At 71.6% G+C, this 23,299-nt stretch carries 21 protein-coding genes; 10 read left to right on the top strand and 11 right to left on the bottom strand.

Annotated elements, in window-relative coordinates; translation table 11 throughout:
* The first annotated feature begins 43 nt into the window (after window positions 1–43).
* Both hemB and Q0994_RS23110 read left to right on the top strand, forming a co-directional pair.
* Window positions 44–1,042 (top strand): porphobilinogen synthase, encoded by a 999-nt coding sequence (gene hemB, locus Q0994_RS23115; protein WP_299537952.1) that lies wholly within the window; start codon window positions 44–46, stop codon window positions 1,040–1,042.
* A 101-nt stretch (window positions 1,043–1,143) separates the two neighbouring features.
* A complete protein-coding gene (locus Q0994_RS23110; RefSeq protein ID WP_299537950.1) occupies window positions 1,144–1,659 on the top strand; it encodes a DinB family protein in 516 nt (171 codons plus the stop codon).
* 4 nt (window positions 1,660–1,663) lie between these two features.
* On the opposite strand, the gene Q0994_RS23105 is transcribed toward Q0994_RS23110, so the two are convergent.
* Window positions 1,664–2,194 (bottom strand): HEAT repeat domain-containing protein, encoded by a 531-nt coding sequence (locus tag Q0994_RS23105; RefSeq protein ID WP_299537949.1) that lies wholly within the window; start codon window positions 2,192–2,194, stop codon window positions 1,664–1,666.
* A gap of 113 nt (window positions 2,195–2,307) precedes the next feature.
* Between Q0994_RS23105 and Q0994_RS23100 the strand changes: the two genes are divergently transcribed.
* Window positions 2,308–2,547, top strand: coding sequence for a hypothetical protein (locus Q0994_RS23100; RefSeq protein WP_299537947.1), 240 nt, complete (start codon window positions 2,308–2,310; stop codon window positions 2,545–2,547).
* A gap of 104 nt (window positions 2,548–2,651) precedes the next feature.
* On the opposite strand, the gene Q0994_RS23095 is transcribed toward Q0994_RS23100, so the two are convergent.
* The 3 genes from Q0994_RS23095 to Q0994_RS23085 all read right to left on the bottom strand — a co-directional run bounded on the left by Q0994_RS23095 (window position 2,652) and on the right by Q0994_RS23085 (window position 7,109).
* The gene (locus Q0994_RS23095; protein ID WP_299537946.1) at window positions 2,652–3,197 is read right to left on the bottom strand and encodes a hypothetical protein; all 546 of its coding nucleotides are present in this window, start codon (window positions 3,195–3,197) and stop codon (window positions 2,652–2,654) included.
* A gap of 290 nt (window positions 3,198–3,487) precedes the next feature.
* Complete coding sequence (locus Q0994_RS23090; RefSeq protein WP_299537944.1) at window positions 3,488–5,857, bottom strand: chitinase C-terminal domain-containing protein; 2,370 nt, start codon at window positions 5,855–5,857, stop codon at window positions 3,488–3,490.
* Between the two features lie 283 nt (window positions 5,858–6,140).
* Window positions 6,141–7,109 carry a S1 family peptidase gene (locus Q0994_RS23085; protein ID WP_299537942.1) on the bottom strand — a complete coding sequence of 323 codons (969 nt, stop codon included), beginning with the start codon at window positions 7,107–7,109 and terminating at the stop codon, window positions 6,141–6,143.
* Between the two features lie 254 nt (window positions 7,110–7,363).
* On the opposite strand from Q0994_RS23085, the gene Q0994_RS23080 reads away from it, so the two are divergent.
* Window positions 7,364–7,921, top strand: a complete 558-nt coding sequence (locus tag Q0994_RS23080) for a hypothetical protein (protein ID WP_299537940.1) — start codon at window positions 7,364–7,366, stop codon at window positions 7,919–7,921.
* 88 nt (window positions 7,922–8,009) lie between these two features.
* On the opposite strand, the gene Q0994_RS23075 is transcribed toward Q0994_RS23080, so the two are convergent.
* Complete coding sequence (locus tag Q0994_RS23075) at window positions 8,010–8,264, bottom strand: DUF397 domain-containing protein (protein WP_299537939.1); 255 nt, start codon at window positions 8,262–8,264, stop codon at window positions 8,010–8,012.
* Window positions 8,261–9,046 (bottom strand): helix-turn-helix transcriptional regulator, encoded by a 786-nt coding sequence (locus Q0994_RS23070; RefSeq protein WP_299537938.1) that lies wholly within the window; start codon window positions 9,044–9,046, stop codon window positions 8,261–8,263. Before Q0994_RS23070 ends, Q0994_RS23075 begins: the two co-directional genes overlap by 4 nt.
* 152 nt (window positions 9,047–9,198) lie before the next feature.
* On the opposite strand from Q0994_RS23070, the gene Q0994_RS23065 reads away from it, so the two are divergent.
* The 4 genes from Q0994_RS23065 (at window position 9,199) to Q0994_RS23050 (ending at window position 13,014) form a co-directional block, all read left to right on the top strand.
* Window positions 9,199–9,654, top strand: coding sequence for an ATP-binding protein (locus Q0994_RS23065; protein ID WP_299537937.1), 456 nt, complete (start codon window positions 9,199–9,201; stop codon window positions 9,652–9,654).
* Window positions 9,655–9,890: 236 nt separating this feature from the next.
* Window positions 9,891–11,039 (top strand): YncE family protein, encoded by a 1,149-nt coding sequence (locus Q0994_RS23060; protein WP_299537935.1) that lies wholly within the window; start codon window positions 9,891–9,893, stop codon window positions 11,037–11,039.
* A gap of 256 nt (window positions 11,040–11,295) precedes the next feature.
* Window positions 11,296–12,504, top strand: a complete 1,209-nt coding sequence (locus Q0994_RS23055; RefSeq protein WP_299537934.1) for a phosphatidylserine/phosphatidylglycerophosphate/cardiolipin synthase family protein — start codon at window positions 11,296–11,298, stop codon at window positions 12,502–12,504.
* An 81-nt stretch (window positions 12,505–12,585) separates the two neighbouring features.
* Window positions 12,586–13,014, top strand: coding sequence for a hypothetical protein (locus Q0994_RS23050; protein WP_299537933.1), 429 nt, complete (start codon window positions 12,586–12,588; stop codon window positions 13,012–13,014).
* Window positions 13,015–13,109: 95 nt separating this feature from the next.
* Here Q0994_RS23050 and argS read toward each other — a convergent pair whose 3' ends face one another.
* Entirely contained in the window at window positions 13,110–14,897 is a 1,788-nt protein-coding gene (gene argS / locus Q0994_RS23045) for an arginine--tRNA ligase (protein ID WP_299537931.1), read from the bottom strand.
* Window positions 14,898–15,045: 148 nt separating this feature from the next.
* On the opposite strand from argS, the gene lysS reads away from it, so the two are divergent.
* Entirely contained in the window at window positions 15,046–16,815 is a 1,770-nt protein-coding gene (gene lysS, locus Q0994_RS23040) for a lysine--tRNA ligase (protein ID WP_299537988.1), read from the top strand.
* A 28-nt stretch (window positions 16,816–16,843) separates the two neighbouring features.
* On the opposite strand, the gene Q0994_RS23035 is transcribed toward lysS, so the two are convergent.
* The 3 genes from Q0994_RS23035 to Q0994_RS23025 all read right to left on the bottom strand — a co-directional run bounded on the left by Q0994_RS23035 (window position 16,844) and on the right by Q0994_RS23025 (window position 20,934).
* Window positions 16,844–18,724 (bottom strand): DUF2637 domain-containing protein, encoded by a 1,881-nt coding sequence (locus tag Q0994_RS23035; RefSeq protein WP_299537929.1) that lies wholly within the window; start codon window positions 18,722–18,724, stop codon window positions 16,844–16,846.
* A gap of 262 nt (window positions 18,725–18,986) precedes the next feature.
* Complete coding sequence (locus Q0994_RS23030) at window positions 18,987–19,832, bottom strand: DUF3558 domain-containing protein (protein WP_299537928.1); 846 nt, start codon at window positions 19,830–19,832, stop codon at window positions 18,987–18,989.
* A gap of 226 nt (window positions 19,833–20,058) precedes the next feature.
* Window positions 20,059–20,934, bottom strand: a complete 876-nt coding sequence (locus Q0994_RS23025; protein ID WP_299537927.1) for a DUF3558 domain-containing protein — start codon at window positions 20,932–20,934, stop codon at window positions 20,059–20,061.
* Window positions 20,935–21,109: 175 nt separating this feature from the next.
* Here Q0994_RS23025 and Q0994_RS23020 point away from each other — a divergent pair, with 175 nt between their 5' ends.
* On the top strand, window positions 21,110–22,303 hold the full coding sequence (locus Q0994_RS23020; protein ID WP_299537926.1) for an RtcB family protein: 1,194 nt from the start codon (window positions 21,110–21,112) through the stop codon (window positions 22,301–22,303).
* A 156-nt stretch (window positions 22,304–22,459) separates the two neighbouring features.
* On the opposite strand, the gene Q0994_RS23015 is transcribed toward Q0994_RS23020, so the two are convergent.
* Window positions 22,460–23,218, bottom strand: coding sequence for an SDR family NAD(P)-dependent oxidoreductase (locus Q0994_RS23015; protein WP_299537924.1), 759 nt, complete (start codon window positions 23,216–23,218; stop codon window positions 22,460–22,462).
* Window positions 23,219–23,299: the final 81 nt, after the last annotated feature.

The raw sequence follows: 23,299 nt of genomic DNA, 5'->3' as shown, positions 1-23,299 counted from the left end.
GGTGTCGGTAAGAGGACGGGGGAGGCGGGTCTATCGTCGAAGGATGACTGCGTACGGAAACTTCCCCGGCTCCCGCCCCCGCCGCCTGCGGACGACGCCGGTGATGCGGCGCATGGTCGCCGAGACCCGGCTCGACCCCGCCGATCTGATCCTGCCCGCCTTCGTCCGCGAGGGCATCGACGCCCCGGTGGAGATCTCCGCGATGCCGGGCGTGCGCCAGCACACCCTGGACACCCTGCGGAAGGCGGCCTCGGACGCGGTGGCGGCCGGCGTCTCCGGGATCATGCTCTTCGGCGTCCCGGCGGACGAGAACAAGGACGCCCGCGGCACCGCGGGCACCGATCCGGACGGCATCCTCCAGCTCGGCCTGCGCGCGGTCCGCGAGGAGGTCGGCGACGACCTGGTGGTCATGTCGGACCTCTGCCTGGACGAGTACACCGACCACGGCCACTGCGGGGTGCTGACCGCCGACGGCCGGGTCGACAACGACGCCACGCTGGAGCGGTACGCCGAGATGGCGCAGGTCCAGGCCGACGCGGGCGCCCACGTGGTCGGTCCCAGCGGCATGATGGACGGTCAGGTCGGCGTGGTCCGCGACGCGCTGGACCAGACGGGCCACGAGGACGTGTCGATCCTCGCCTACACCGCCAAGTACTCCTCCGCCTTCTACGGGCCGTTCCGGGAGGCCGTGGGCTCCTCGCTGCGGGGCGACCGCAAGACCTACCAGCAGGACCCGGCGAACCTCCGCGAGTCGCTGCGCGAGCTGGCCCTCGACCTGGAGGAGGGCGCGGACATGGTCATGGTCAAACCGGCCGGACCGTACCTCGACGTCCTCGCCAAGGTCGCCGACGCGGTGGACGTGCCGGTCGCGGCGTACCAGATCAGCGGCGAGTACGCGATGATCGAGGCCGCCGCCGAGAAGGGCTGGATCGACCGGGACGCCGCCATCATGGAGAGCCTGCTGGGCATCCGGCGGGCGGGCGCGAAGATGATCCTGACCTACTGGGCGACCGAGGTCGCCCAGCGGCTCGGCCGGGGCTGAGCGGACCGGACCCGGGCGGGAGGCGGTGCGCCGGGCGCCACGGGTGCGCCGGCCGGGCAAATCATTCGACAGACGTTTCCGCTTCGGGGATCGTGCGCGGGATGAGCGAACGCAGCGACACCCCCGATGCCTGGGACGAACGCACCCAGCTGACCACCTTCCTGGAGTACGCCCGCGCGACGGCGCGGGCGAAGTGCGAGGGGCTGTCCGAGGAGGACGCCCGCCGCGCGCCGCTGCCGGGGTCCCCGCTGATGACGATCAGCGGCCTCCTCAGCCACCTGCGCTGGGTCGACCACTACTGGCTCGACGTGGTCTTCCTGGGGAAGGAACTGGAGGGGCCCCTCGTGGACGAGACCGAGGACGACCCCGATCCCGAGATGCGGGTCGCCGTCAACATCCCGCCGGCGACGCTGCTGGCCGAGTACGAGGAGCAGAGCGAGCGTCTCGGGCGCCTGGTGGCCGCGCACGACCTGGACACCAGGGCCGTGCAGCCGATCCGCGACGGCCGGCACGTCGACCTGCGCTGGATCCTGCTCCACCTCATCGAGGAGACCTCCCGCCACAACGGCCACCTGGACGTCCTGCGCGAACTGATCGACGGACGGACCGGCATGTGAGGTCTCAGGCGGCCGGGGCGCGGCCCCAGGCGGTGAGTATGCGCAGGGCCTCGTGGCGCAGGGTGGTGTCCTCGGCGAGCCGGTGGAGCACTCCGGCGCGCCGTTCGTCCGGGCCGGCCTCGCTGAGGGCGGCGAGCGCGTTGTCCCGCACCAGCCGGTCCTCGTCGCCGAGCACGGCGTCGGCCAGCGCCTCGTGCACCCCGGGGTCGTCGGCGTACGGGGCGAGGGCCATCGCGGCGTACTGCCGGACCAGGTCCTCGTCGGGGTGGGAGAGGGCGGCGCGCAGCGCCGAACCGGCCCGTCGCCGTAGGTCCGGGTCGGCCGGCGGCCACAGCCGCAGCGCCTTGGTGGCCTCCACGCGGGCGAGGTCGAGGTCCTCGTGGTCGGCGGCGACCGCGATCAGGAAGTCCAGCACCCCTTCGTCGTCGGGGCGTTGGTCGAGCGACCGGCCCAGCGACGCGACGAGATCGCGCCGACGGCCGCTCTCCTCGGGCAGGGCGTGGTACTCCGCGATGGCTTTTCCCGTCCGGTCCATGGTGTGAGCGGTGCCCGGTCCGCGCCGGTCCATGCCTGGGCGGGGCGGACCTGCGCGGCGGGCATACCGGCCGTGTCGCATCCGCGGGGCGGGTCGGGGCGGAAGTACGGACCATGCCGCCCGACGACGAACTGACGCGAGCCTTCCGCCTTTCCGACGGCCGGTTGCTCATCGCCGACCTGGACCCGGCCGTTCCCCCCGCCCGCAGCCCTCTCCGGCGTGCCCTCCGCACGAGCGGCGGCCGTCTGACGCCCACCCACCTGCCAACCGCCGGGGAACCGGGCGAGGACGGCACCGAAGAGGACGCGGGTGCCGGTGACGGGGGCGAGCGGGACGGGCCGTTCGCCGGATGAGGTAACACGCCCGCCGCACGCCACCCTTCGGCGGTGCGGATCGAGTCGCGGAGCAACGCGCCGTCGGCGCGGGCGGACACGTCACTCCGGGGGCCCGATGGTCGTCAGTCGGGGCGGGGCGTGGCCGCGTAGGTGTACGGGGCCGAGACTCCGGCGCTGTGGTGGGTGGCGGCGGCGAGCGCGGCGGTGAGGCGTTCGCGCGGGGCGAGGCGGAGACCCGCGGTGGCGTGCAGGGCGCCGCGCGCGAGGTCGTAGCCGCAGCCGACCGCCGCGTAACCGTCGACGGACTCGCCCACCTGGAAGTCGCTCTCGATCTGGAACAGCCGCCCCGCCACGCCGACGAGGAAGGTCCCGCCCTCCTCCTGCTCGGACTCCTTGCGGGCCCAGCCCCCGTCCTTGAAGCAGGTGCGCAGGGCGTCGACGAAGGTCGTGACCATGAAGCGGTCGAGGTTGCCCGAGGGGTGCGGCGCCTCGAACGCGTGGTGCAGCAGCTGTCCCATCCGGAAGGAGGTGGTGAACCCCATGACGTACGGGCCCTTGCGGAACACCTTGGTGTCGCGCCGGACGGTGATGCTGAGCCCGGCGACCCCGGCGGAGTCCCCGCCGAGATGGACGCGCTGTTTGTGGACGAGCCCGACGATGACGGTCATGCGCGGCGGCCTCCCTGGGATCGGTGCCGGTGCTGGTGCTGGTGCTGGTGCTGGTGCTGGTGGCGACGCGTGCCCGGCGCGGCGTCCGGCGCGACACGGTGTCCGGCCCGGAGAGGCTCCCCGCCGGGCGGCCCGCCGACACCGGGGCCCGGTCGCGGCGCGGGGCGCGCGGAGGCACGCCCGAGGCGCACGGCCGGGGCGCGCGGAGGCGCGGGCGGACGCGGGAGGACCCGGTGGCGTCGGGGCCACCGGGTCCTCCCGGGCGTCGGGTCAAGCGGGCAGGCCGGGGGTCAGCACGCGCCCTGGTCCTTCCAGACGCCCCAATCACCGGTGGTGCCGGGCTCCTCGTTCTGCGTCCACCAGCCGGCCTTCCAGTTGCGGCCCTTGTGCGAGACCACGGTGCCGCTGTTGTAGACCTGCCCCGCGACGTACGCCGGGTTGGTGCAGGCACCGCCCGGAGGCGTCGTCGGCGGCGTGGTGGGCGGCGTGGTCGGCGGGGTGGTGGGGGGAGTCGTCGGCGGGGTGGTGGGCGGGGTGGTGGTGCCCGGCTCCACCACCGTGGTGCCGCGCGCCAGGTCGCCGGCGAGGGCGTAGGTCGTGCCGGAGATGTTCACCGTCCAGTTGGAGGGCGTGGACACCGGCAGGTAGTAGTTGAACGCCAGGTCGACCGAGGCGCCCGGGGCCAGCGCCTGCCAGGCCGGGAGCTTCAGGGATACCCGGTGGAAGTCGCCCTTCAGACCACCGACGTTGCTGCCGGTGTGGTCGCTGCTGATCACCTTCGTGCCGAATCCGGACTGGTCCGAGGCGTTGTTCGGAGCCGAGGTCGCGTAGTCGAACTGGAACTCGGTGCCGCCCGGCAGTGAGGTCCGAGTGTTGTTGGTGATCTTGATCTTCGGTGTGATCGGGTAGTTGGAGTCGCCGAGCTTGAACTCGGTGAACTCCGTGGTCACGTCCACGGCCTTCTTCGGCAGCGCCGTGTTGGACTTGCTCGCACCGTACGGCGAGGCCGCCTTGAACTTGTCGTACATCAGCGAGGTGAGCGTGTCGCCGCTCTCGTACTGGCCCTTGGCGGCGTTCCAGGAGTAGTCGCCCGCCATCTCCCAGACCATCGTGCCGCCGATGCCGCGGTCCACCACGTAGTCGGCCTTGGCCGCCACGGACTGCTCGTCCTCGGTGGAGAGGAAGACCTTCTTCTGGGCGTTCCACAGCCAGGGCGCGACCAGCTTGGAGTCGTACTTGCGGACGTAGGTGCCGGTCAGCGTGGTGTTCGCGGGGAAGCCGTACGCGGTGACGTAGTCGCCGACGATCCCCTTCTCCAGGTTCTTGGCGTGCCACATCGGGTTGCTACCGGCGGGTGACTCGACCCCGTTGGTGTCCTTGTCGTGCCACAGGTTGTCGATGCCCACGGCACCGTCACCGCACTTGGTCAGTCCGGCGCCCGCCGGGCAGGTCGTCGCGGACGCCTTGCCCCACAGGCCGTCGGTGCCGCCCTGCACGTTCTTGTGGCCGCGGGTGTAGTACGGCAGGCCGATGTTGATGCGGCCGGCCGGCATCGAACCGCGGAAGTAGTGGTAGGCCCAGTCGGTGTTGAGGTACCCGACGCCTCCGTACTGGGAGCTGCCGTAGACGTTCGCGGACGCCAGCTCGGCGTCCTTGCCGTCGTCGAAGAGCGAGGCGTTGGGGCCGACGTACTCGTTCCAGGCGCCGTGCAGGTCGTAGGACATGATGTTGACGTAGTCCAGGTACTTCTGCATCTGGAACGTCTCCATGCCCCGCAGCAGGTAGCCGGAGGAGGGGGCGGCGACGGTGAGCAGGTAGTGCTTGCCGTCGGCGGCGCCCGCGCGGTCGAGCTTCTCGCGCAGCGACTTCATCAGCGCCGCGTAGCCCTTGACCAGCCCGGCCCGGCGGGCGTTGGAGATCTGCCAGTCCAGCGGGTTGCCCGCGTCCTTCATGGTGGTCGGGTACTCGTAGTCGATGTCGACGCCGTTGAACCCGTACGTGCGGATGAACTCGACCGAGGAGTTCGCGAAGGTGTCGATGCCGGCCTGGTTGACCGAGCCGTCGGCGTTGGTGGCCATCGAGTAGAAGCCGCCGGAGTCGACCCTCTTGCCGTCGTCGCCGAAGTACCCGCCGGTCTCCGCCCAACCGCCCACCGATATGAGGGTCTTCACGTTCGGGTACTGCTTCTTGAACTTCGTCAACTGGTTGAAGTGGCCCTTGTAGGGGAGGGCCGGATCCATCTCGGCACCCGCGACACCCGGCCAGGTCATCCCGGTGGCCGCGTTGTTCGCGTTGTTCGCGCCCACGGAGATCTTGTTGTCCCCGCCGACGTGGGCGAAGGCGTAGTTCAGGTGGGTGACCTTGGACCAGGGGATGTTGTTGGCGAGGTAGGCGGGGGTGCCGTCCTTGCCGGTGCGCCATCCGGTGAAGTAGCCGATGACGCGGCGCTGGTGGTCCGCGCCCATTTTCTCGCGGCCCTCGGAGTCGTAGACCGAGCAGTACGGGACGTCGACGCCGGCCGTCTTGTACAGCCCGTCGGGACGGCACGACTCGTTGTCGGCGGCGTGCGAGACGCCGGCCGAGAGCCCGCCGACCAGCAGTCCGGCGATGGCGGCGCCGGATGCCAGAAGGAGTGCTCTCGTGCGTGCGGGGGACGGCATGGTGCCTCCTGGGGAGGGGAGGATGTCAGGACACAACGTGGATCAACATGCGTAGCGGCGAAGCTGGTTGGCCCGCGACGTGCGCAGTTTGACGGGCCGGCTGCTGAGAAGATGAAGGGAACGTTAAGAGGACTAGACCAACCCGTCAATAGGTCTGGACCAATACGTGAGGGGCGTGCGCGTCCGCCGCCGTCGGTCGCCGAACGGTCGTCCGACGCCGAGCAACCGTCCGCCGCCGACCGGGGCGGTCGGCGGCGGGCCGGGCGCGGGAGGGGGGCGGGGCTTACCCGACGGTGGCGCCGAAGGCGTCGAGGGCTTCGACGACCGGCTGGAAGAAGACGGTGCCGCCGGTGGTGCAGTCGCCGTTGCCGCCGGAGGTGAGCCCCGCGGCGGTGGCGGTGCCGTCTCCGTTGGTGAAGTAGAACGCGCCGCCGCTGTCGCCGGGTTCGGCGCAGACGTTGGTGCGGGTCAGGCCGGTGACCCGGCCCTCCTCGTAGTTCACCGTGTAGTCGAGGCCGGTGATCTGGCCGGGCTCGCCGGCGTCGGCGCCGTGCAGGCCGGTGGTGGAGCCGATGCGGCTGACGGCCTCGCCGACGACCGCGTCGCGGGCGCCGGTGACGGGCAGCGGGGCGAGCCCCTGGCGGAAGACCTCGCTCGGGTGGGCGACGGACGTGTCGGTGTACTCGGCGAGGGCGTAGTCGTTGCCCGGGAAGCTCGATCCGCCGTCCGGCACCAGGGCGACCTGCGGCCCGGCCTGGGAGAGGGACCAGCTCTTGACCGGGTTGCCGCAGTGGCCGGCGGTCAGCAGGGCGTCCGGCTTCCCGGCCCGCCGGACGTTGAAGCCGAGGGAACAGCGCGCCTGGACCGGTGAGTCGGCGGATCCGTAGATCGCCTCGCCGCCGGAGAGGAGCGACTCGAACTTCTTGTCGGTGCGCTGGAGTCGCACCGTCGTCCCGAGCGGTTCGAGGATCTTGGCGAGCGCGGTCGCCCTGGTCCCGGTGACGGTCGGGTCGGCGGTGACGACGACCCGGCCGAGGGCGGGGTCCAGGCCCCAGGCGGTGCCGGGGATCAGCTCGCTGGAGTTCAGGGTGACGAGCGCGGCTTCGAGCTGCGGGTCGGAGAACTGGACCGGCTTCGGCCCGACCCCCTCCGAGGCTCCGGCGGCGGGGGCGGCGAGGGCGACGGCGGCCAGCACGGCGACGGCGGTCGCCGTCCGTGCGGTGGTGCGGCGCGGGGGGACGGTGAATCGCAAGGATGCTCCTCGGTGCGGACACGGATCGAGGTCCGGGTCGGGACTGACACGACTCGAAGATCAAAGCCTGCGCCGAGGGTGATATGACGTACATTTCATCTTTGCCCGCCGTGGGGGACGGGGACCGCCCGACCGGCTCCCTGAGGATTGGGCCGGTCGGAGCAGAGCCGGTCTCCCGGTGGTGCGGTGCGTCGGCGTGCTCCGTGCGCTTATCACCTTGCCGGTGCCGGCGGGGTGATGCGAGGCTCTCGGCCGTGACGTCCCCCGAACTCAGCGACCTGGACTATCTCCGGGAGATCGAGCGCCTCGCCGACCGCGTCAGGGTGGAGGCGTCCCGTGAGGGATGGCTCGCGCTGCGGGCGGACCCGGCGGACGCGACACCGCTCCGACGCAGCGTGAACCTCCTTGCCCGGGCTCTGCGGCACCACCATTTCGAAGGCGACGGGTGCCTGGAGGAGGACCGGCCTTTCCTCCGTCTCGTCGGCGCCTCGGTGTGGAAGCCCGGGACCGTGCCGGCCGGGGTGGACGGAACGTACGAGGAGATGTGCGCACGCCTCGGCGTCGACCCGAGGCCCGAGGGCTGGGCGCTGTGGAACACCTGGAGCGACGGGGACCTGAAGGTGACCATGGTGGTGTCCGCCGTCGCCACGACGGAGGGGCTGTTCGCCAACTGGATCCGCGGCAGGGCGCTCGACCCGGTCTCGCCCCTGCCCTCCCAGGTCGCCCTCGTCCGCCAGGGCTGGATCGGCCCGATGACCTTCTCGCCCCGCGGCGTGAACCGGACGGGCCTCGGCGGTCGACCGTTGTCCTAGCCGAGCTGGACTCGGGTCGCCGAATCCGGCCCTCCGCGGAACGGCCGAGCCGTGGCCCGGTGCACGGGGGCGTCGGAGGCATGGGCGGTCAGCCGGCGAGCGTTCCGCGAGCGGCGTGGCCCGCGAAGGCGGTCCAGGTGGTGGGTGCGACGGTGAGGACGGGGCCGTCGGTGTGCTTGGAGTCGCGGATGTGGACGGCGGTGGGGTGGGCGGCGACCTCGACGCACTGCCCGCCTTCGTCACCGCTGTAGCTGGACTTGTGCCAGTCGTAGGCGACTTCGAGGCACTCGCCGCCTTCGCTGCCGCTGTAACTGGACTTGAACCACTCGCGTGCCATGCTCATTGCTCTCCTAGCAGCCGGTCCAGCAGGTCCCTCGACTCTTCCGTGTTCAGGGCCTGCGTCCGCAGCATCGCATATTTCTGCGCCAGGATGCTGACCTCATTCGGGTCGTTGATGAGCTGGCTGCCGCGCTGGGTCTCGGTGTAGGCGAGGTGCTGGAAATCTGGTGTCTCCAGCAGGATGAACGGTCCGTCGAGAGAGGCATGAGTATGTCGAATGGATGGCATGACCTGGATGGTTACGTTGGGCAGGCGTGCGCACCTGCGCAGGTTGCGGATCATCTCCTGGTGCACGTCATCTCCGCCGAGGCGGGCCAGCAGAATGGCCTCGGCAAGGATGAAGCTGGTTGTCGGCGGTAGTTTGCGCCGCAGCACCTCTTGGCGGTGCAAACGGTTCTCGACGTGCGTCTCGATCTCCTCTTCACTGAACGCCGGTACTCGGCTGCGGAACACGGCGCGAGCGTACGACTCCGTCTGGAGCAGCCCCGGGAGCACTTGATTGGCAAAGAAGGACAGCGCCAACGCCTCCTTCTCCAGGTCCATGTACTGCTCCGCCCACGCCGGGATCAGGTCCACTTCCGGCATGTTCGCGACCGCCGTCTCCAGCGCGCCCTTCGTGGACAGCAGGGTGTCCATGCTGCGGGCGAGGTCGGGGAGGAGGGCGCGGCGGCCCTGTTCGATGGAGGCGACCGTCTCCTCCTGTACGCCGACGTTCGCGGCGAGCTGGGACTGTGTCAGGCCGGCCGCGACGCGGAAGAGGGCGACGAGTCTGCCCACGAGCTTCATGGCCGACGCGTTCCGGCGCTGCCGATTCCTGGGGTGCATGTGGCTCCCTCTCCCCATCCGCATCCGTACTTCACGCCTCCGCGACCCGTACAACACCCGTGTACGGGTCGACGCACTGCATCAGGGTAGCTACCCAACGTGACTCTGGTGCCATGAACGAGACTGTGGAACTCCCCCTGACGCGCGAGCTGTTCTGCCATCGACGGCGCAGGTCGGTGGCCGGTGCGCGGGAGTTCGTACGAACGGCCGTGCTGGAGTGGGGCTTCGCGGCGCGACTGGACGATGTGTTGCTGTGTGTGAGCGAATTGGCCACCAATGCCCTGCTGCACGGGGTGCCGCCGGGGCGCGGGTATCTGGTCAGGGTGGAGCCGTCGGCCGGGATGCGCGGGCTGAGGGTCGAGGTGCACGACAGCGGCGGGGGGCTGCCCGCCGTGCGGGTGCCGGAGGGTGAGGGTGGGCGAGGGCTGCTGCTCGTGGAGGCGTTCGCGGACCGGTGGGGGGTGTCGGGGCGGGTGCCCGGCAAGACCGTCTGGTGCGAGTTCGACCGGCCGCCCGTCCGTGTGACGGTGGGCGGGAGGCCCACCGGCCGCGCGGCGATTGCCCCTTGAGGAGAATTTAGCTTAGGCTTACCTAAATTTTACCCGAGGCGGAGCGTCACGGTACGTGTGTGAGGTGCCCTTACATGCGCCCCATCATGTGCGGGGCACGGCAGTCGGCCCGTCGGACGCCTCGGGCACAGCCGTGACGGCGGCGGATCCAGGGGCGGGCCGCGCGGCCCCCGTCCCCGCCCCCGCTTTCGCCCGCCCTCGCCAGAGCCGCAGCCCGTAGGGAGAAACCCGTACCCATGTCCTTGCTCGATCGGCCTGTCCTGCGCGCCTCGGCCGGCGCCGTGTCCCTCGTGGCCGTCGGCGCTCTCGTCCTGACCGCCCCCGCGACCGCCGCCGACGTAACCGCCGCGACCACGTCCACGGTGACCGCCCCCCACGCGGCGACCGTCCGCACGGCGACCACCCCCACCACCCCCGCGACGGCCGCCCGTGCCACCTCGTCCGTCTCCGCGCCGCTCGCGCGGGGGCTGTACCAGTCCGCGTACTCCGAGCGGAACGACGTGCTGTGGGCGACCGCCGCCGTGGGGCAGCCGCCGGCCCCGGTCACCGGGGCGCGGCTGGTGAAGGTCGACCCCGACACCCTGGAGGTCGTCTCGTCCTACGCCCCGCCGCTGGACGCCACCGGTCAGATCCAGGCCGCGTACGGCATCGACGTGGACGACGAGCACAACACCGTGTGGGTCACCGACACCCGGTCCCACTCGGTCTCCGTCTACAGCCAGCGCGACGGCAGGCACCTGGCCACCCTGCCCGACGTGCCGCACCCTCGTGAGGTGGTCGTGGACGAGGCCCGCGACACCGTGTGGGCGACGGCCTTCGGCGATGGCAGCCTGGTGGCCTTCGACAGCCGTACGTTCGAGGAGACCGGCCGGGTCACCGTGCCCGGCGCGGGCCCGACGGGGCTCGCGGTGAACGAGCGGACAGGGGCCGCCTACGCCGCCGACTTCACCCACGACCGGATCATCGAGGCCGCCCCCGGCGCCGCCGTCCCGCGTCTCATCCCCACCGGCGACGGCCCGCTTTCCGTCGCCCTCTCCGTCGACGGCCGCACCGCCTACACCGCCGACCAGGGCACGGGCACCCTGTCCGTCGTCGGTCTGCGCGAGGGTGCCGTGGTGGCCACCGTCCCTACCGGGGCCGGCGCGAAGTCCGTCGCCTCCCACCCGCGTTCGGGCCGGGTGCTGGTCGTCAACCGGCTGGCCGGCAGCGTGTCGGTGGTGGATCCGCGCACCCGCGTCGTCGTGGAGACCGTCACCACGGCCGCGCTGCCCAACCACGTGCAGGTGACGAACGACGGCACCGCGTACGTCCTCGACAAGTCGGCTTCCGGCCCGGCCGGCGAGGACCTGATCACCCGCGTCCGGCTGGGCGCGTCCCACCGGTAGGGCGTGGGGACGCGCGCCGGGCGGCCACCGGCGCGCGCTCCCGCGCTCCAGGGGCGTCGTCCCTGCGCCCCTTTCACCGGCTGCGGCCGGGGAGTGCATCCGTCGCGGCGGGGTAGCTGTGGCGAGGGCTCACCGAACACCCGTCCGGATCTTCTTCCGGAAGTACGGGCGTACGGTGTGCCCCGCCGGTGCGGGCACGGGAGTGCCTGTGCCGGTAGCCCCCGTACGCCCACTCTTGCCAGTCAGCAGGTGAACCATGGCCACCACCACCGCCCCGACCGCCGGCGGCGACCTGGACACGCCCTCGTCCGACCAGAAGGCCCACCGCCTCAGACGGCGGCTGGAGCGACTGATCGGCATCGCCGCGACCGAGGGGAACGCCCTCGTGCCGCTGCGCAACGGGGACGAGATCTTCGGCGCGATGCTCGCCGCCATCCGCGGCGCCAAGCACACCGTCGACATGATGACGTTCGTCTACTGGCGCGGCGACATAGCCGAGGAGTTCGCGGAGGCCCTGGCCGAGCGGGCCCGCGCCGGCGTGCGGGTGCGGCTGCTGCTCGACGGGTTCGGCAGCCGGCTGATCGAGAAGGACCAGCTCGCGATGATGGACGACGCGGGCGTCCACGTGGCCTGGTTCCGCAAGCCGCTCTACCTCTCGCCGCTCAAGCAGAACCACCGCTGCCACCGCAAGGTCCTGGTCGTCGACGAGGGCACCGCCTTCACCGGCGGCGTCGGCATCGCCGAGGAGTGGTGCGGCGACGCCCGCAACGAGAACGAGTGGCGCGACACCCATGTGCAGGTGCGCGGCCCCGCCGTCGACGGACTGGCCGCCGCGTTCGCCCAGAACTGGGCCGAGTGCCACGACGAACTCTTCGACGAGCGGGACCGGTTCGTCGCGAGCGACCCGCAGGGCGACTCCATCGTGCAGGTGGTGCGCGGCTCGTCCAGCTTCGGCTGGCAGGACATGCAGACCCTGATCCGGGTGGTCCTCGAATCGGCCGAGAAGCGCATCCGCCTCACCACCGCCTACTTCGCCCCCGACGCCTTCTTCACCGAACTGCTCTGCGCCGCCTCCCGGCGCGGCGTCGAGGTGGAGATCCTGCTCCCCGGCCCGCACACCGACAAGCGGGTCTGCCAGCTCGCCGGACAGCGGTTCTACGAGGACCTCACCGACTGCGGCGTGAAGATCTACCACTACCAGCCGACGATGCTGCACTCCAAGGTCATCACCATCGACGGGATCGCCACCCTCATCGGGTCCACCAACTTCAACCGGCGCTCCCTCGACCACGACGAGGAGGTCATGCTCGCCGTGCTCGACCCGGAGTTCACCGCCACCCTCGACGGGCACTTCGACGAGGACCGCGAGGTCAGCGTGCTGATCGACGGACACCGCTGGAAGGGCCGCCCGGCCGTGCAGCGGCTGCGCGAGGCCGCCGTGGTCCCCATCCGCCGCTTCCTCTGACCGCGCCGCGCCGCGTGTGCCGCGCCCCGTCCGGGGCAGACGGACGGGCAGCCGTTGTTCGTCACCCGAAGGGAATGGCCCATGAGTGCGTCAGCCGACATCTCGCAGGGAGTGACGGCAGCGGTGATCACCGAGCCCCTGCCCGACCTCCAGCTCCAGTTCCTCATCCAGCTCCTGGACCGGGAGGCCCGCTCCAGCCTGCCGATCACCCTGACCCTCGCCGGCGGCATCCTGCACGGGGACGTCATCGGCCACGAGGAGTGGAAGGCGGACTGGGCGCGCAGCCTGCGTCAGGTCGAGGGGGAGGGCGCCAACCTGCTGGCGGAGTTCCCCGAGACGGTGGACCAGGGGCTCGGCGAGATCGGTGCGGCCACGGACCAGGGGCTGCCGCGCTGGATCCACCTCCGCGACGTCACCCTCTCCTTCGGCACGGTCAGCCCCGTCTCGCTGGCCCTGTGGCGCGGTCGGCTCGCCGACGTCACCGGCTGGTCCCTGGGCCGCCCGCAGTAGGACCGGCAGCACACGTGACGGCGGCCTGACCCCCGAAAATCCGGGGGGCAGGCCGCCGTCACGCGTGTGCGGGACTTCCGTGTCCCGCCGCCGGGTCAGAGGCGCTCGGGCGTCCGGATGCCGAGGAGCTTCATGCCCCGGTGCAGGGTCCGGGCCGTCAGCTCCACCAGGAACAGCCGGTTCTCCACGACCTCCGGGGCGTTGTCGTCGCTGAGCACCTGGCACTGGTCGTAGAACGTGGTGAGGTGCGAGGCGAGCTGGTAGAGGTACGCCGCCAGCTTGTGCGGCTCGTATCCCGCGGCCACCTCGGCCAGCGTCTCGCCGAACTGGTCCAGGTGCAGGCCCAGCGCGCGCTCCGCCTTCGCCAGCTCCAGCTCCGGGTGGGCGACCGGCTTCGCGTCGCCCGCCTTGCGCAGGATCGACTGGATCCGGGCGTAGGCGTACTGGAGGTACACCGAGGTGTCGCCGTGCAGCGACACCATCTGGTCCAGGTCGAACTTGTAGTCGCGCACCGCGGACGTCGACAGGTCGGCGTACTTCACCGCGCCGATGCCGACGTACCGGCCGTTCTCGACGATCTCGTCCTCGGACAGGCCCACCTTCTCGGCCTTCTCCCGGACCACGGCCGTCGCCCGCTCCACCGCCTCGTCCAGCAGGTCGACCAGCCGGACCGTCTCGCCCTCACGGGTCTTGAACGGCTTGCCGTCCTTGCCGAGCACCGTGCCGAACGCGAGCTGGTGCGCCTTCACGTCGTCGTTGAGCCAGCCCGCCCGGCGGGCCGTCTCGAAGACCATCTTGAAGTGCAGCGACTGCCGGGCGTCCACCACGTACAGCAGGCTGTCCGCCTTGAGGTTCTGCACCCGGTCGCGGATCGCGGAGAGGTCGGTGGCCGCGTAGCCGTAACCGCCGTTGGTCTTCTTCACGATGAGCGGGACCTTGTTGCCGTCCGGGCCCTTCACGTCGTCGAAGAAGACGCACAGCGCACCCTCGGAGCGGACGGCGACGCCCGTCTCCTCCAGGATCCGGCAGGTCTCCTCCAGCATGTCGTTGTACCCGGACTCACCGACGATGTCGGCGTCCGCGATCTCCATGTCCAGCTTGTCGAAGACCGAGTAGAAGTAGATCTTGGACTCGTCCACGAACCGCTGCCACATCGCCAGCGTCTCCGGCTCGCCCGCCTGGAGGGCGACGACCCGGTCCCGGGAGCGCGCCTTGAACTCCTCGTCGGAGTCGAAGAGCGTCCGGGACGCCTTGTACAGCCGGTTCAGCGCGGACATGGCGGCCTGGCCCTCGTCCTCGGCGCCCTCCGCCTCCGCGGGCTCGTGGCTCAGTTCGTCCGGGTGCTCGATGAGGTACTGGATGAGCATGCCGAACTGGGTGCCCCAGTCGCCGATGTGGTGGCGCCGGACCACGGTCTCGCCGGTGAACTCCAGGATCTCCACCATGGCCGCGCCGATCACGGCGGACCGCAGGTGACCGACGTGCATCTCCTTGGCGACGTTCGGCTGGGCGTAGTCGATCACCGTGGTGCCCGGGTGCTCGGCGTACGGCACACCGAGCCGGCCGTCCGCGTCGGCGGCCCGCGCGGCGAGCGTCTCGACGATCGCGCGGTCCGTCAGCGTGATGTTCAGGAAGCCGGGCCCGGACACCTCGATGTCCTTGATCGGCCCGTCCGCCGGGAGGGCCGCCGTGACCTGCGCCGCCAGCTCACGGGGGTTGCCCTTGAGCTTCTTCGCGAGCGCCAGGATGCCGTTGGCCTGGAAGTCGGCCCGGTCGCTTCGGCGCAGCAGCGGGTCCGCGGCGCCGGTGTCCGGCAGAGCTGCCGTCAGGGCGTCCGCCAGCTGCTGCTGGAGCGTGGAAGCGAGGGAGGTGACCGAGGCCATGTGCCGGCTGCCGTTTCCGTAGGAGTAAGGGGTGATCGGGCCAGTATCCCACGGCGGGCGGGGCCGGAATCAAAGTCGTTTTCGCGCTGCCGGACGGACCTGGGAGAATGGAGGAGCCCCCAGCGAATTGCCTGTACGAGAGAAGGGCGTGCCGACCGTGGCCGAGAGTCAGACCAGCACCGAGACCGACTGGGTCTCCCGCTTCGCGGACGACGTGATCGCCGAGTCGGAGCGTCGTGCGCCTGGCAAACCGGTCGTCGTCGCCTCCGGCCTGTCGCCGTCCGGCCCGATCCACCTGGGCAACCTCCGCGAGGTCATGACCCCGCACCTGGTCGCGGACGAGATCCGCCGCCGGGGGTACGAGGTCCGCCACCTCATCTCCTGGGACGACTACGACCGGTTCCGCAAGGTCCCCAACGGCGTCCCCGGCGTCGACGCGTCCTGGGCCGAGCACATCGGCAAGCCGCTGACCTCGGTCCCCGCCCCGGCCGGCTCCGCCCACCCGAACTGGGCCGAGCACTTCAAGGCCGCCATGACGCGGGCCCTGGACGAGCTGGGCGTCGAGTACGACGGCATCAGCCAGACCGCGCAGTACACCGCCGGCGCCTACCGCGAGCAGATCCTGCACGCGATGAAGCACCGCGCCGACATCGACGCCGTCCTCGACCGCTACCGCACCAAGAAGGCCGCCGGGGACACGGCGGTGGCGGCCAAGGGCAAGGGCAAGCAGCAGCAGAAGAAGGTCGACGAGGCCGAACTGGAGGCCGCCGAGGGCTCCGGCGCGGCGGACGAGGACGACGGCAGCGGCAACTCCGCCGGGTACTTCCCGTACAAGCCCTACTGCGGCAACTGCGGCAAGGACCTCACCGTCGTCACCTCCTACGACGACCGGACCACCGAGCTGAACTACACCTGCTCGGCCTGCGGCTTCGCGGAGACCGTCCGGCTCAACGAGTTCAACCGCGGCAAGCTGGTCTGGAAGGTCGACTGGCCGATGCGGTGGGCGTACGAGGGCGTGATCTTCGAGCCCAGCGGCGTCGACCACTCGTCCCCCGGCTCGTCGTTCGTCGTCGGCGGCCAGATCGTGCGCGAGGTGTTCGACGGCGTGCAGCCGATCGGCCCGATGTACGCGTTCGTCGGCATCTCCGGCATGGCCAAGATGTCCTCCTCGAAGGGCGGCGTGCCGACCCCGGCCGACGCGCTCCAGATCATGGAGGCGCCGCTGCTGCGCTGGCTCTACGCCCGCCGACGGCCCAACCAGTCCTTCAAGATCGCTTTCGACCAGGAGATCAACCGGCTCTACGACGAGTGGGACGCGCTGGAGCGCAAGGTCGCCGACGGCAGCGTGCTGCCCGCCGACGCCGCCGCGCACTCCCGCGCCGTCCGCACCGCCGCCCGCGAGCTGCCCCGCACCGCCCGCCCGCTGCCCTACCGCACGCTGGCCTCCGTCGCCGACATCACCGCCGGCGCCGACGACCAGACGCTGCGCATCCTCGGCGAGCTCGACCCGGAGAACCCGCTGACCTCGCTCGACGAGGTCCGCCCCCGGCTCGACCGCGCCGAGAACTGGATCACCACCCAGGTGCCGGCCGAGGCCCGCACGATCGTGCGCGACGAGCCCGACGCCGAGCTCCTCGGCTCCCTCGACGACCAGGGCCGCGAGTCGCTGCGGCTGCTCCTGGAGGGCCTGGACCAGCACTGGTCCCTGGACGCACTGACCACCCTCGTCTACGGCGTGCCGAAGGTGCTGGCGGGCCTGGAGCCGGACGCCAAGCCGACGCCCGAGCTGAAGACGGCCCAGCGGTCGTTCTTCGCCCTGCTCTACCGCCTGCTGGTCAGCCGGGACACGGGCCCGCGCCTGCCGACCCTGCTGCTCGCCGTCGGCGCCGACCGGGTGCGCACCCTGCTGGGCGCCTGACGCCGCGATGCGACGAAGGGCCGGCGGCTCAGGCGATGTGGTCCTCGGCCATCTCGGCCTGATGGCGGGTCTTGAACCCCGGCATCAGCTTCCGCAGTAGCGCGGTGCCGCGCGGGTGGTGGATGCCATGACGGTCCTGGATGTGTATGTCCAGGACCTCGACGCTGGGCACGCCGTCCCGGGCCAGCGCCCGGTACTCCTCGTACGCGGCGGCCTCGTACGCCATGTCCTGCCGGGCCCACTCCGCCGCCTGCGCCTCGTCGCCCGGCACCGGCTCCGCGGCCTCGTCCCGCGCCGGCTGCTCCCGCACCGGACGCGCGGGCTCCTGCCCGGCCGCGGGCGCGGCGTCCTCGGCGCCCGGCCGCGGGGACGGAGCCCCGTCGGCCGCGCCCGCGTGGCCGAGCGGACGGGTACGCCCGCCGGGACCCGAGGGCACCCGCACCTGGTGCGGGTCCGCTTCCTCGGCCTGGTGGGGGTCGTAACCGCCGCCGTACGCGACCGGCAGCACCTGCGGCGCGGCGAACCAGGGGCTGGTGCCCTCCTGCACGGCCTCCTGGACCCCGCCGGGAACCCCGCCCTGCACGGTTCCGCCCTGCACGGTTCCACCCTGCGGAGCCGCCGGCCCCTGGGCGAAGAGCTGAGGCTGCTGCCCCACCTGCGGCCCGGCGTACTGCTGCGCCTGCACGGCGGCCTGCTGCGCCGGCCCCGCGAACTGCTGCGCCTGTGCCTGCGCCGCGTACTGCTGCGCCTGCGCCTGCACGGCGGCCTGCTGCGCCTGCTGCTGGAAGAACCGCTGCCGCTGCTGCTCGAAGTGCTCCTGCCGGGCCAGCAGTTCGGTGTGCTGCTGCTCGGTGTACGGACCCTGCACCGGCCGGCCCGCCGGTGCGCCCTGCCCGCCCGGCGCGCCGACGAGGGCCGGGTCCTGCGGATACGGGCCCTGCCCACCCCGCTCGAACGGCGGGGCCGGGTCCTGCGGGTGCCGCTGCTGCCAGGAGGCCGGCACCTCGTAACGCTGCTCCGGGTCCTCCGGACCGCCCTGCGGGTGCTCCTGCGCCCCCTCCGGCCCGCGCTCCCCGTCGCCGGGCCGCGCGGGCTCCGCCACCTGCTTCCGGGCCGGCACCGGCGCCCCTGCGGTCAGCTCGGGCGTCCCGTCCCCCGCGGCGAGTTCCGGAGAACCGTCGGCCGCCGTACCGGGCCGCGCCTCCGGCGGCAGCAGCGCGGGCTCGATGCCCGCCGCCGCGAGACCCGACGGAGCCGTCTCGGCGAGCGGCACACCGTACTTGGCGAGCCGCAGCGGCATCAGCGACTCGATCGGGGCCTTGCGGCGCCAGTTGCGGCCGAACCGGGCCTGAAGACGGGCCTGGTAGATCAGCCGGTCCTGTTCGAGCTTGATGACCTGCTCGTAACTGCGCAGCTCCCACAGCTTCATGCGGCGCCACAGCTTGAACGTCGGCACCGGCGACAGCAGCCACCGCGTCAGGCGTACGCCCTCCATGTGCTTGTCGGCCGTGATGTCGGCGATCCGGCCCACCGCGTGCCGGGCGGCCTCGACCGCCACCACGAAGAGGATCGGGATCACCGCGTGCATGCCCGTGCCCAGCGGGTCCGGCCACGCGGCCGCGCCGTTGAACGCGATCGTCGCCGCCGTCAGCAGCCACGCCGTCTGGCGCAGCAGCGGAAACGGTATGCGCATCCACGTCAACAGCAGGTCCAGCGCGAGGAGTACGCAGATACCCGCGTCGATGCCGATCGGGAAGACCAGGGAGAACTGCCCGAACCCCTTCTCCTCCGCGAGCTCGCGCACCGCGGCGTACGAGCCCGCGAAACCGATCGCGGCGATCAACACCGCACCGGCCACGACGAGTCCGATGAGTATCCGGTGCGTGCGTGTCAGCTGCATCGCGGCCACCCGCGCTCCCCTCCCGCCATCCGTCTGCGCCGGACGAACGTCACCCGGCGAGGGCACAGCCTGGCACATGTGTTCGTGATCCGGTGCGCCGGGAGCGGGAGAGCCCGCCCTCCGGAGGGAGGGCGGGCTCGTCGAAGGGGCCGCCGCGGGGCGGAGCCGGCGGGCCGCGGCGGGCGGCCGTCGGACGTACCGCTCCGGGGGCGTCCGGACGCCCGGACGCCCCCGGACCTCAGGACTCCGCGGTCGTCCGGACGCGCGGGCCTCAGGACTTCGCGGTCGCCTTAGCCGAAGCGCTGGACTTCACGGCGTCGCCCTTCTTCGCGTCGGCCTTCTTCGCGTCGTCGTTCTTCGCGGCACCGCTCGACGTGGCGCTGGGCGAGGACGAACCCCCGGAGGAGCCGTTGGCGGCGTCGACGGCCGCGACGGCCTCCTTCGCGGCCTTCTGGGCACCCTTCAGGATGTCCTCGGCCTTGGGCGTCTTCCCGCCCGCGTAACCGGCCCCGTTGTAGGTGAGCGTGACCAGGACGTTGCCGGTACGGGCCACGACCGTCGCGTACTTGAAGTCCTCGTCGGTCTTCTTCAGGTCGTAGGTGACGGCCGTCGCCTGCTCACCGACACCGGTGACCGGCGCGGTGGCCACCTTCTGGGCGCCCTCGGCGGCCTCTTCCTTGGCCACCTGCTTGGTGAACGCCTCGGTCGCGCGGTCCGCACCGCTGCCGAGGGCCTGGTCGGACTCGTAGCGGGAGAAGCCGACGTCGAGCCAGCGGTACTGCGAGCCGTCGACGCCGTTGTCCTTCAGGCCGTTCCAGGAGCACGCGGCGCGGGTGTCGAGATCGGTGGACTCGCCGGCCGTGCCGGTCTTGTCCTTGGCCGAGGGAACCAGCGACGCCGTCGTCTTCTTCGCGAGGGCGGAACACGGGTCCGGCAGTCCGGCGAACTTCGCCGGCTCCACGGTGGGGCTGGCCGAGGCGGAGGGAGATGCCGAGGCGGACGCGGAGCTCGCGGCCTTGTCGCCGTCGGAGTCCGACGAGCAGCCTGCGGCGGCGAGCATCACCGGGACGGCGGCGCAGACGAGTATGCGGGACAGGCGCGGAGCGGATCGGTGCATGGTTCCTTCACTCGGGCGGCACGACGGTCTCGGACGTGCGGTGTACGGACGGTTCAGGGCGGCCGCGGGCCGGAAACCCGGCCCCCGGGCGCCCGGAACACGGTTCCGTGCGGGTGACGGGCCGTGTTCCGGAGAGCCACGGTACGACGGACCGCCCCCGGACGCCGCCCCCGCGCCCGCCCCCGGCTCCCGCGCGCGAGAGCTCGCCGGAAGCCTCCGGACGGTCCTACTCGCTCAGCCGGTCGGCCAGCGTCCGGGCCAGGGCCTGTGCCTTTTCCTGGAGTTCCGTGCTGTCGGGCACCTCATCGGTGAGCCTCGGCTGCTCGGCGTACCGGATGGTCACCACCACGTTGGATGTGCGGAACACCACGCTCACCGTGCGGTGCTGGGCGGTCGAACCGGAACTTTCCAGGACATCACTCGTGAATGCCTCATTGGCCAGGCCGGTGAGCCGACGCGGCGGGAGTGTCTGTGCCGCGTCGTCCGCCGGGGTGGAGCCGCCGGTGGTGGGGGTGGGCGACGGGGTGCCGGCCGGTGTCGCGGAACCCTGGGCGGCGGGACCGTCGCCCGTCCCCGCGCCGGAGCCCGCGTCGCTCGGGGAGCCGGTGCCGGTCGGGGACGCGGTGCCGCTCGGGGACGCGTCGGCTTCTCCGGTGGCGTCCGCGTCCGGGGCGGCCGGAGCGAGACCGGCCGCCTCCGCCGCCTTCTCGTAGACCAGGTCGGCGCGGCTGTCGTCGCTCACGGCCGGGTCGTAGGAAACCACCCGTTCGAAGTCGACCGTCAGGCTCCGTGAGGCGTCGTCCGCCTCGGCCTTCCAGCGGCACCCGGCCTTGCGGTCGGTGTCGAAGGTGACCGACGCGGTGCCCTCGTACAGCGACTCGCGCTGGTCCTCGGTGCGCGCGGTGTCGTCCGGGAGCAGGGCCCTGAGCGTGGCGGCCGGCACCGAACTGCACGCCTCAGGCAGCGTCCGGTACCTGCCGGGCGCGGCCACCACCGTGGGGCCGCCCGCCTTGTCGTCGTCGGCGGATTCGTCGGTGCCCGATCCGGAACTGCAGCCGACGACGAGCGCTGCCAGAAGCGCGACGCCGGGTGCGTACGCCATGTGTCGCACGGGTTCCCAGGCTCCCTTCGGTACGAGAAAACAAGTTGCCGCGCGTCGGCGGCCGATGGACACAATGTGTATCGCACGCGCAGCTGTGGACGCCGGTCGGCCGACTGCTTTGCCGACCTTGGCACCGGTATTGCGTTTTCAATCTTTTCGGGGGAAACGAGGGGTTATGTCGTACGTAGAGATGCCGGGCGCGCAGGTTCCCATCCGGATGTGGGCGGACCCCGCAACGGTGGAGGACGTGGCGATGCAGCAGCTCCGCAACGTCTCCACCCTGCCCTGGATCAAGGGGCTCGCCGTCATGCCGGACGTCCACTTCGGCAAGGGCGCGACGGTCGGTTCCGTGATCGCGATGCACGGCGCCGTCTGCCCGGCGGCGGTGGGCGTGGACATCGGCTGCGGAATGTCCGCCGTCAAGACCTCGCTGACCGCCAACGACCTGCCCGGCGACCTCTCCCGGCTGCGCTCCCGGATCGAGCAGGCCATCCCCGTCGGCCGCGGCATGCACGACGACATGCCCGACCCCGGCGCGCTGCCCGACTTCACCGCCTCCGGGTGGGACGGCTTCTGGGACCGGTTCGACGGGATCGCGGAAACGGTCAAATTCCGTCAGCAGCGCGCCATAAGGCAGATGGGAACGCTCGGCGGGGGAAATCACTTCATCGAAGTCTGTCTTGATGAGTCAGGCTCAGTCTGGCTCATGCTGCACTCCGGTTCGCGGAACATCGGCAACGAGCTCGCCGACCACCACATCGGCGAGGCGCAGAAGCTGCCGCACAACCAGGATCTGATCGACCGGGACCTTGCGGTCTTCGTCGCGGACACCCCGCAGATGGCGGCGTACCGGAACGACCTCTTCTGGGCGCAGGAGTACGCGAAGTTCAACCGCGCGATCATGATGGGGCTGCTCCAGGACGTCGTGCGCAAGGAGTTCAAGAAGGCGCGCGTGACCTTCGACCCGGTCATCTCCTGCCATCACAACTACGTGGCGGAGGAGCGGTACGACGGGATGGACCTGCTGGTCACGCGCAAGGGTGCGATCCGGGCCGGGTCCGGGGAGTTCGGGATCATCCCCGGCTCCATGGGTACCGGCTCCTACATCGTGAAGGGGCTGGGCAACGCGAAGTCGTTCAACTCGGCCTCGCACGGCGCCGGCCGTCGGATGAGCCGCAACGCGGCCAAGCGGCGTTACACCGCACAGGACCTGGAGGACCAGACGCGCGGGGTGGAGTGCCGCAAGGACTCGGGGGTCGTGGACGAGATCCCCGCCGCGTACAAGCCGATCGAGCGGGTCATCGAGCAGCAGCGGGACCTGGTCGAAGTGGTCGCGAAGATCAAGCAGATCGTCTGCGTGAAGGGATGACGCGGGCGGGTCCGCCCTCGGGTGGACCCGCCAGTGGCTCAGGAGTCGTCGGCCGGGCAGTCGGTCGGCAGGGGCCTGGCCTCCGTGCCGCGTTTTCGGCGCGGTAAGCAGCCTGAACGAGTGGTCCCCGGACGCCGTCCCCGCCGTCCCCGCGCGTCACAGGGTGCGGTGGACCTTGGTGTTGGAGGCCTGGGCGCGGGGGCGCAGGACCAGCAGGTCGACGTTGACGTGGCTGGGGCGGGTGACGGCCCAGGTGATGGTGTCGGCGACGTCGTCGGCGGTGAGCGGGGCGTCGACGCCCGCGTAGACCTTGGCGGCCTTCTCCGCGTCGCCGCGGAAGCGGTTGGCGGCGAACTCGTCCGTCTTGACCATGCCGGGCGCGATCTCGATGACGCGCACCGGGGTGCCGACGATCTCCAGCCGGAGGGTCTCGGCGAGGACGTGCTCACCGTGCTTGGCGGCCACGTAGCCCGCGCCGCCCTCGTAGGTGCCGTGTCCGGCGGTGGAGGACACGACCACGACGGTGCCGTCGCCGCTCGCGGTGAGGGCCGGCAGCAGGGCCTGGGTGATGTGGAGGGTCCCGATGACGTTGATCTCGTACATCTGCCGCCAGTCGTCGGGCGACCCGGTGGCCACCGGGTCGGCGCCGAGCGCCCCGCCGGCGTTGTTGACCAGGACGGCGAGCGAGCGGAACGCGGTGGCGAACTCGTCGACCGCGGCCCGGTCGGTCACGTCGAGCGGGTAGGCGGTCGCCTGGTGCCCGGCCGCGTTGATCTCCTCCGCCAGCGCCTCGATGCGGTCCTTGCGGCGGGCGGTGAGCACGACCCGGTAGCCCGCGGCGGCGAGCTGCCGGGCGGTGGCGGCACCGATACCGCTGCTCGCTCCGGTGACGACGGCGATGGGGGTGGCGGCCATGACGAACTCCTCGGACAGCTGATCGGTACGGGCCCAGGATAGGCAGCCGGACGCGCGCTCGGTCGGGCCGGTGGCGACCGG

The organism is uncultured Streptomyces sp. (assembly GCF_947488945.1).
Classification (GTDB): Bacteria; Actinomycetota; Actinomycetes; order Streptomycetales; family Streptomycetaceae; genus Streptomyces.
This window is presented reverse-complemented; position numbering and strand designations above follow the sequence as displayed.

Coding starts and splice junctions, on each gene's coding strand:
- hemB (WP_299537952.1), top strand. CDS start 44: ATGACTGCGTACGGAAACTTCCCCGGCTCCCGCCCCCGCCGCCTGCGG.
- Q0994_RS23110 (WP_299537950.1), top strand. CDS start 1,144: ATGAGCGAACGCAGCGACACCCCCGATGCCTGGGACGAACGCACCCAG.
- Q0994_RS23105 (WP_299537949.1), bottom strand. CDS start 2,194: ATGGACCGGACGGGAAAAGCCATCGCGGAGTACCACGCCCTGCCCGAG.
- Q0994_RS23100 (WP_299537947.1), top strand. CDS start 2,308: ATGCCGCCCGACGACGAACTGACGCGAGCCTTCCGCCTTTCCGACGGC.
- Q0994_RS23095 (WP_299537946.1), bottom strand. CDS start 3,197: ATGACCGTCATCGTCGGGCTCGTCCACAAACAGCGCGTCCATCTCGGC.
- Q0994_RS23090 (WP_299537944.1), bottom strand. CDS start 5,857: ATGCCGTCCCCCGCACGCACGAGAGCACTCCTTCTGGCATCCGGCGCC.
- Q0994_RS23075 (WP_299537939.1), bottom strand. CDS start 8,264: ATGAGCATGGCACGCGAGTGGTTCAAGTCCAGTTACAGCGGCAGCGAA.
- Q0994_RS23070 (WP_299537938.1), bottom strand. CDS start 9,046: ATGAAGCTCGTGGGCAGACTCGTCGCCCTCTTCCGCGTCGCGGCCGGC.
- Q0994_RS23065 (WP_299537937.1), top strand. CDS start 9,199: ATGAACGAGACTGTGGAACTCCCCCTGACGCGCGAGCTGTTCTGCCAT.
- Q0994_RS23060 (WP_299537935.1), top strand. CDS start 9,891: ATGTCCTTGCTCGATCGGCCTGTCCTGCGCGCCTCGGCCGGCGCCGTG.
- Q0994_RS23055 (WP_299537934.1), top strand. CDS start 11,296: ATGGCCACCACCACCGCCCCGACCGCCGGCGGCGACCTGGACACGCCC.
- Q0994_RS23050 (WP_299537933.1), top strand. CDS start 12,586: ATGAGTGCGTCAGCCGACATCTCGCAGGGAGTGACGGCAGCGGTGATC.
- argS (WP_299537931.1), bottom strand. CDS start 14,897: ATGGCCTCGGTCACCTCCCTCGCTTCCACGCTCCAGCAGCAGCTGGCG.
- Q0994_RS23030 (WP_299537928.1), bottom strand. CDS start 19,832: ATGCACCGATCCGCTCCGCGCCTGTCCCGCATACTCGTCTGCGCCGCC.
- Q0994_RS23025 (WP_299537927.1), bottom strand. CDS start 20,934: ATGGCGTACGCACCCGGCGTCGCGCTTCTGGCAGCGCTCGTCGTCGGC.
- Q0994_RS23020 (WP_299537926.1), top strand. CDS start 21,110: ATGTCGTACGTAGAGATGCCGGGCGCGCAGGTTCCCATCCGGATGTGG.
- Q0994_RS23015 (WP_299537924.1), bottom strand. CDS start 23,218: ATGGCCGCCACCCCCATCGCCGTCGTCACCGGAGCGAGCAGCGGTATC.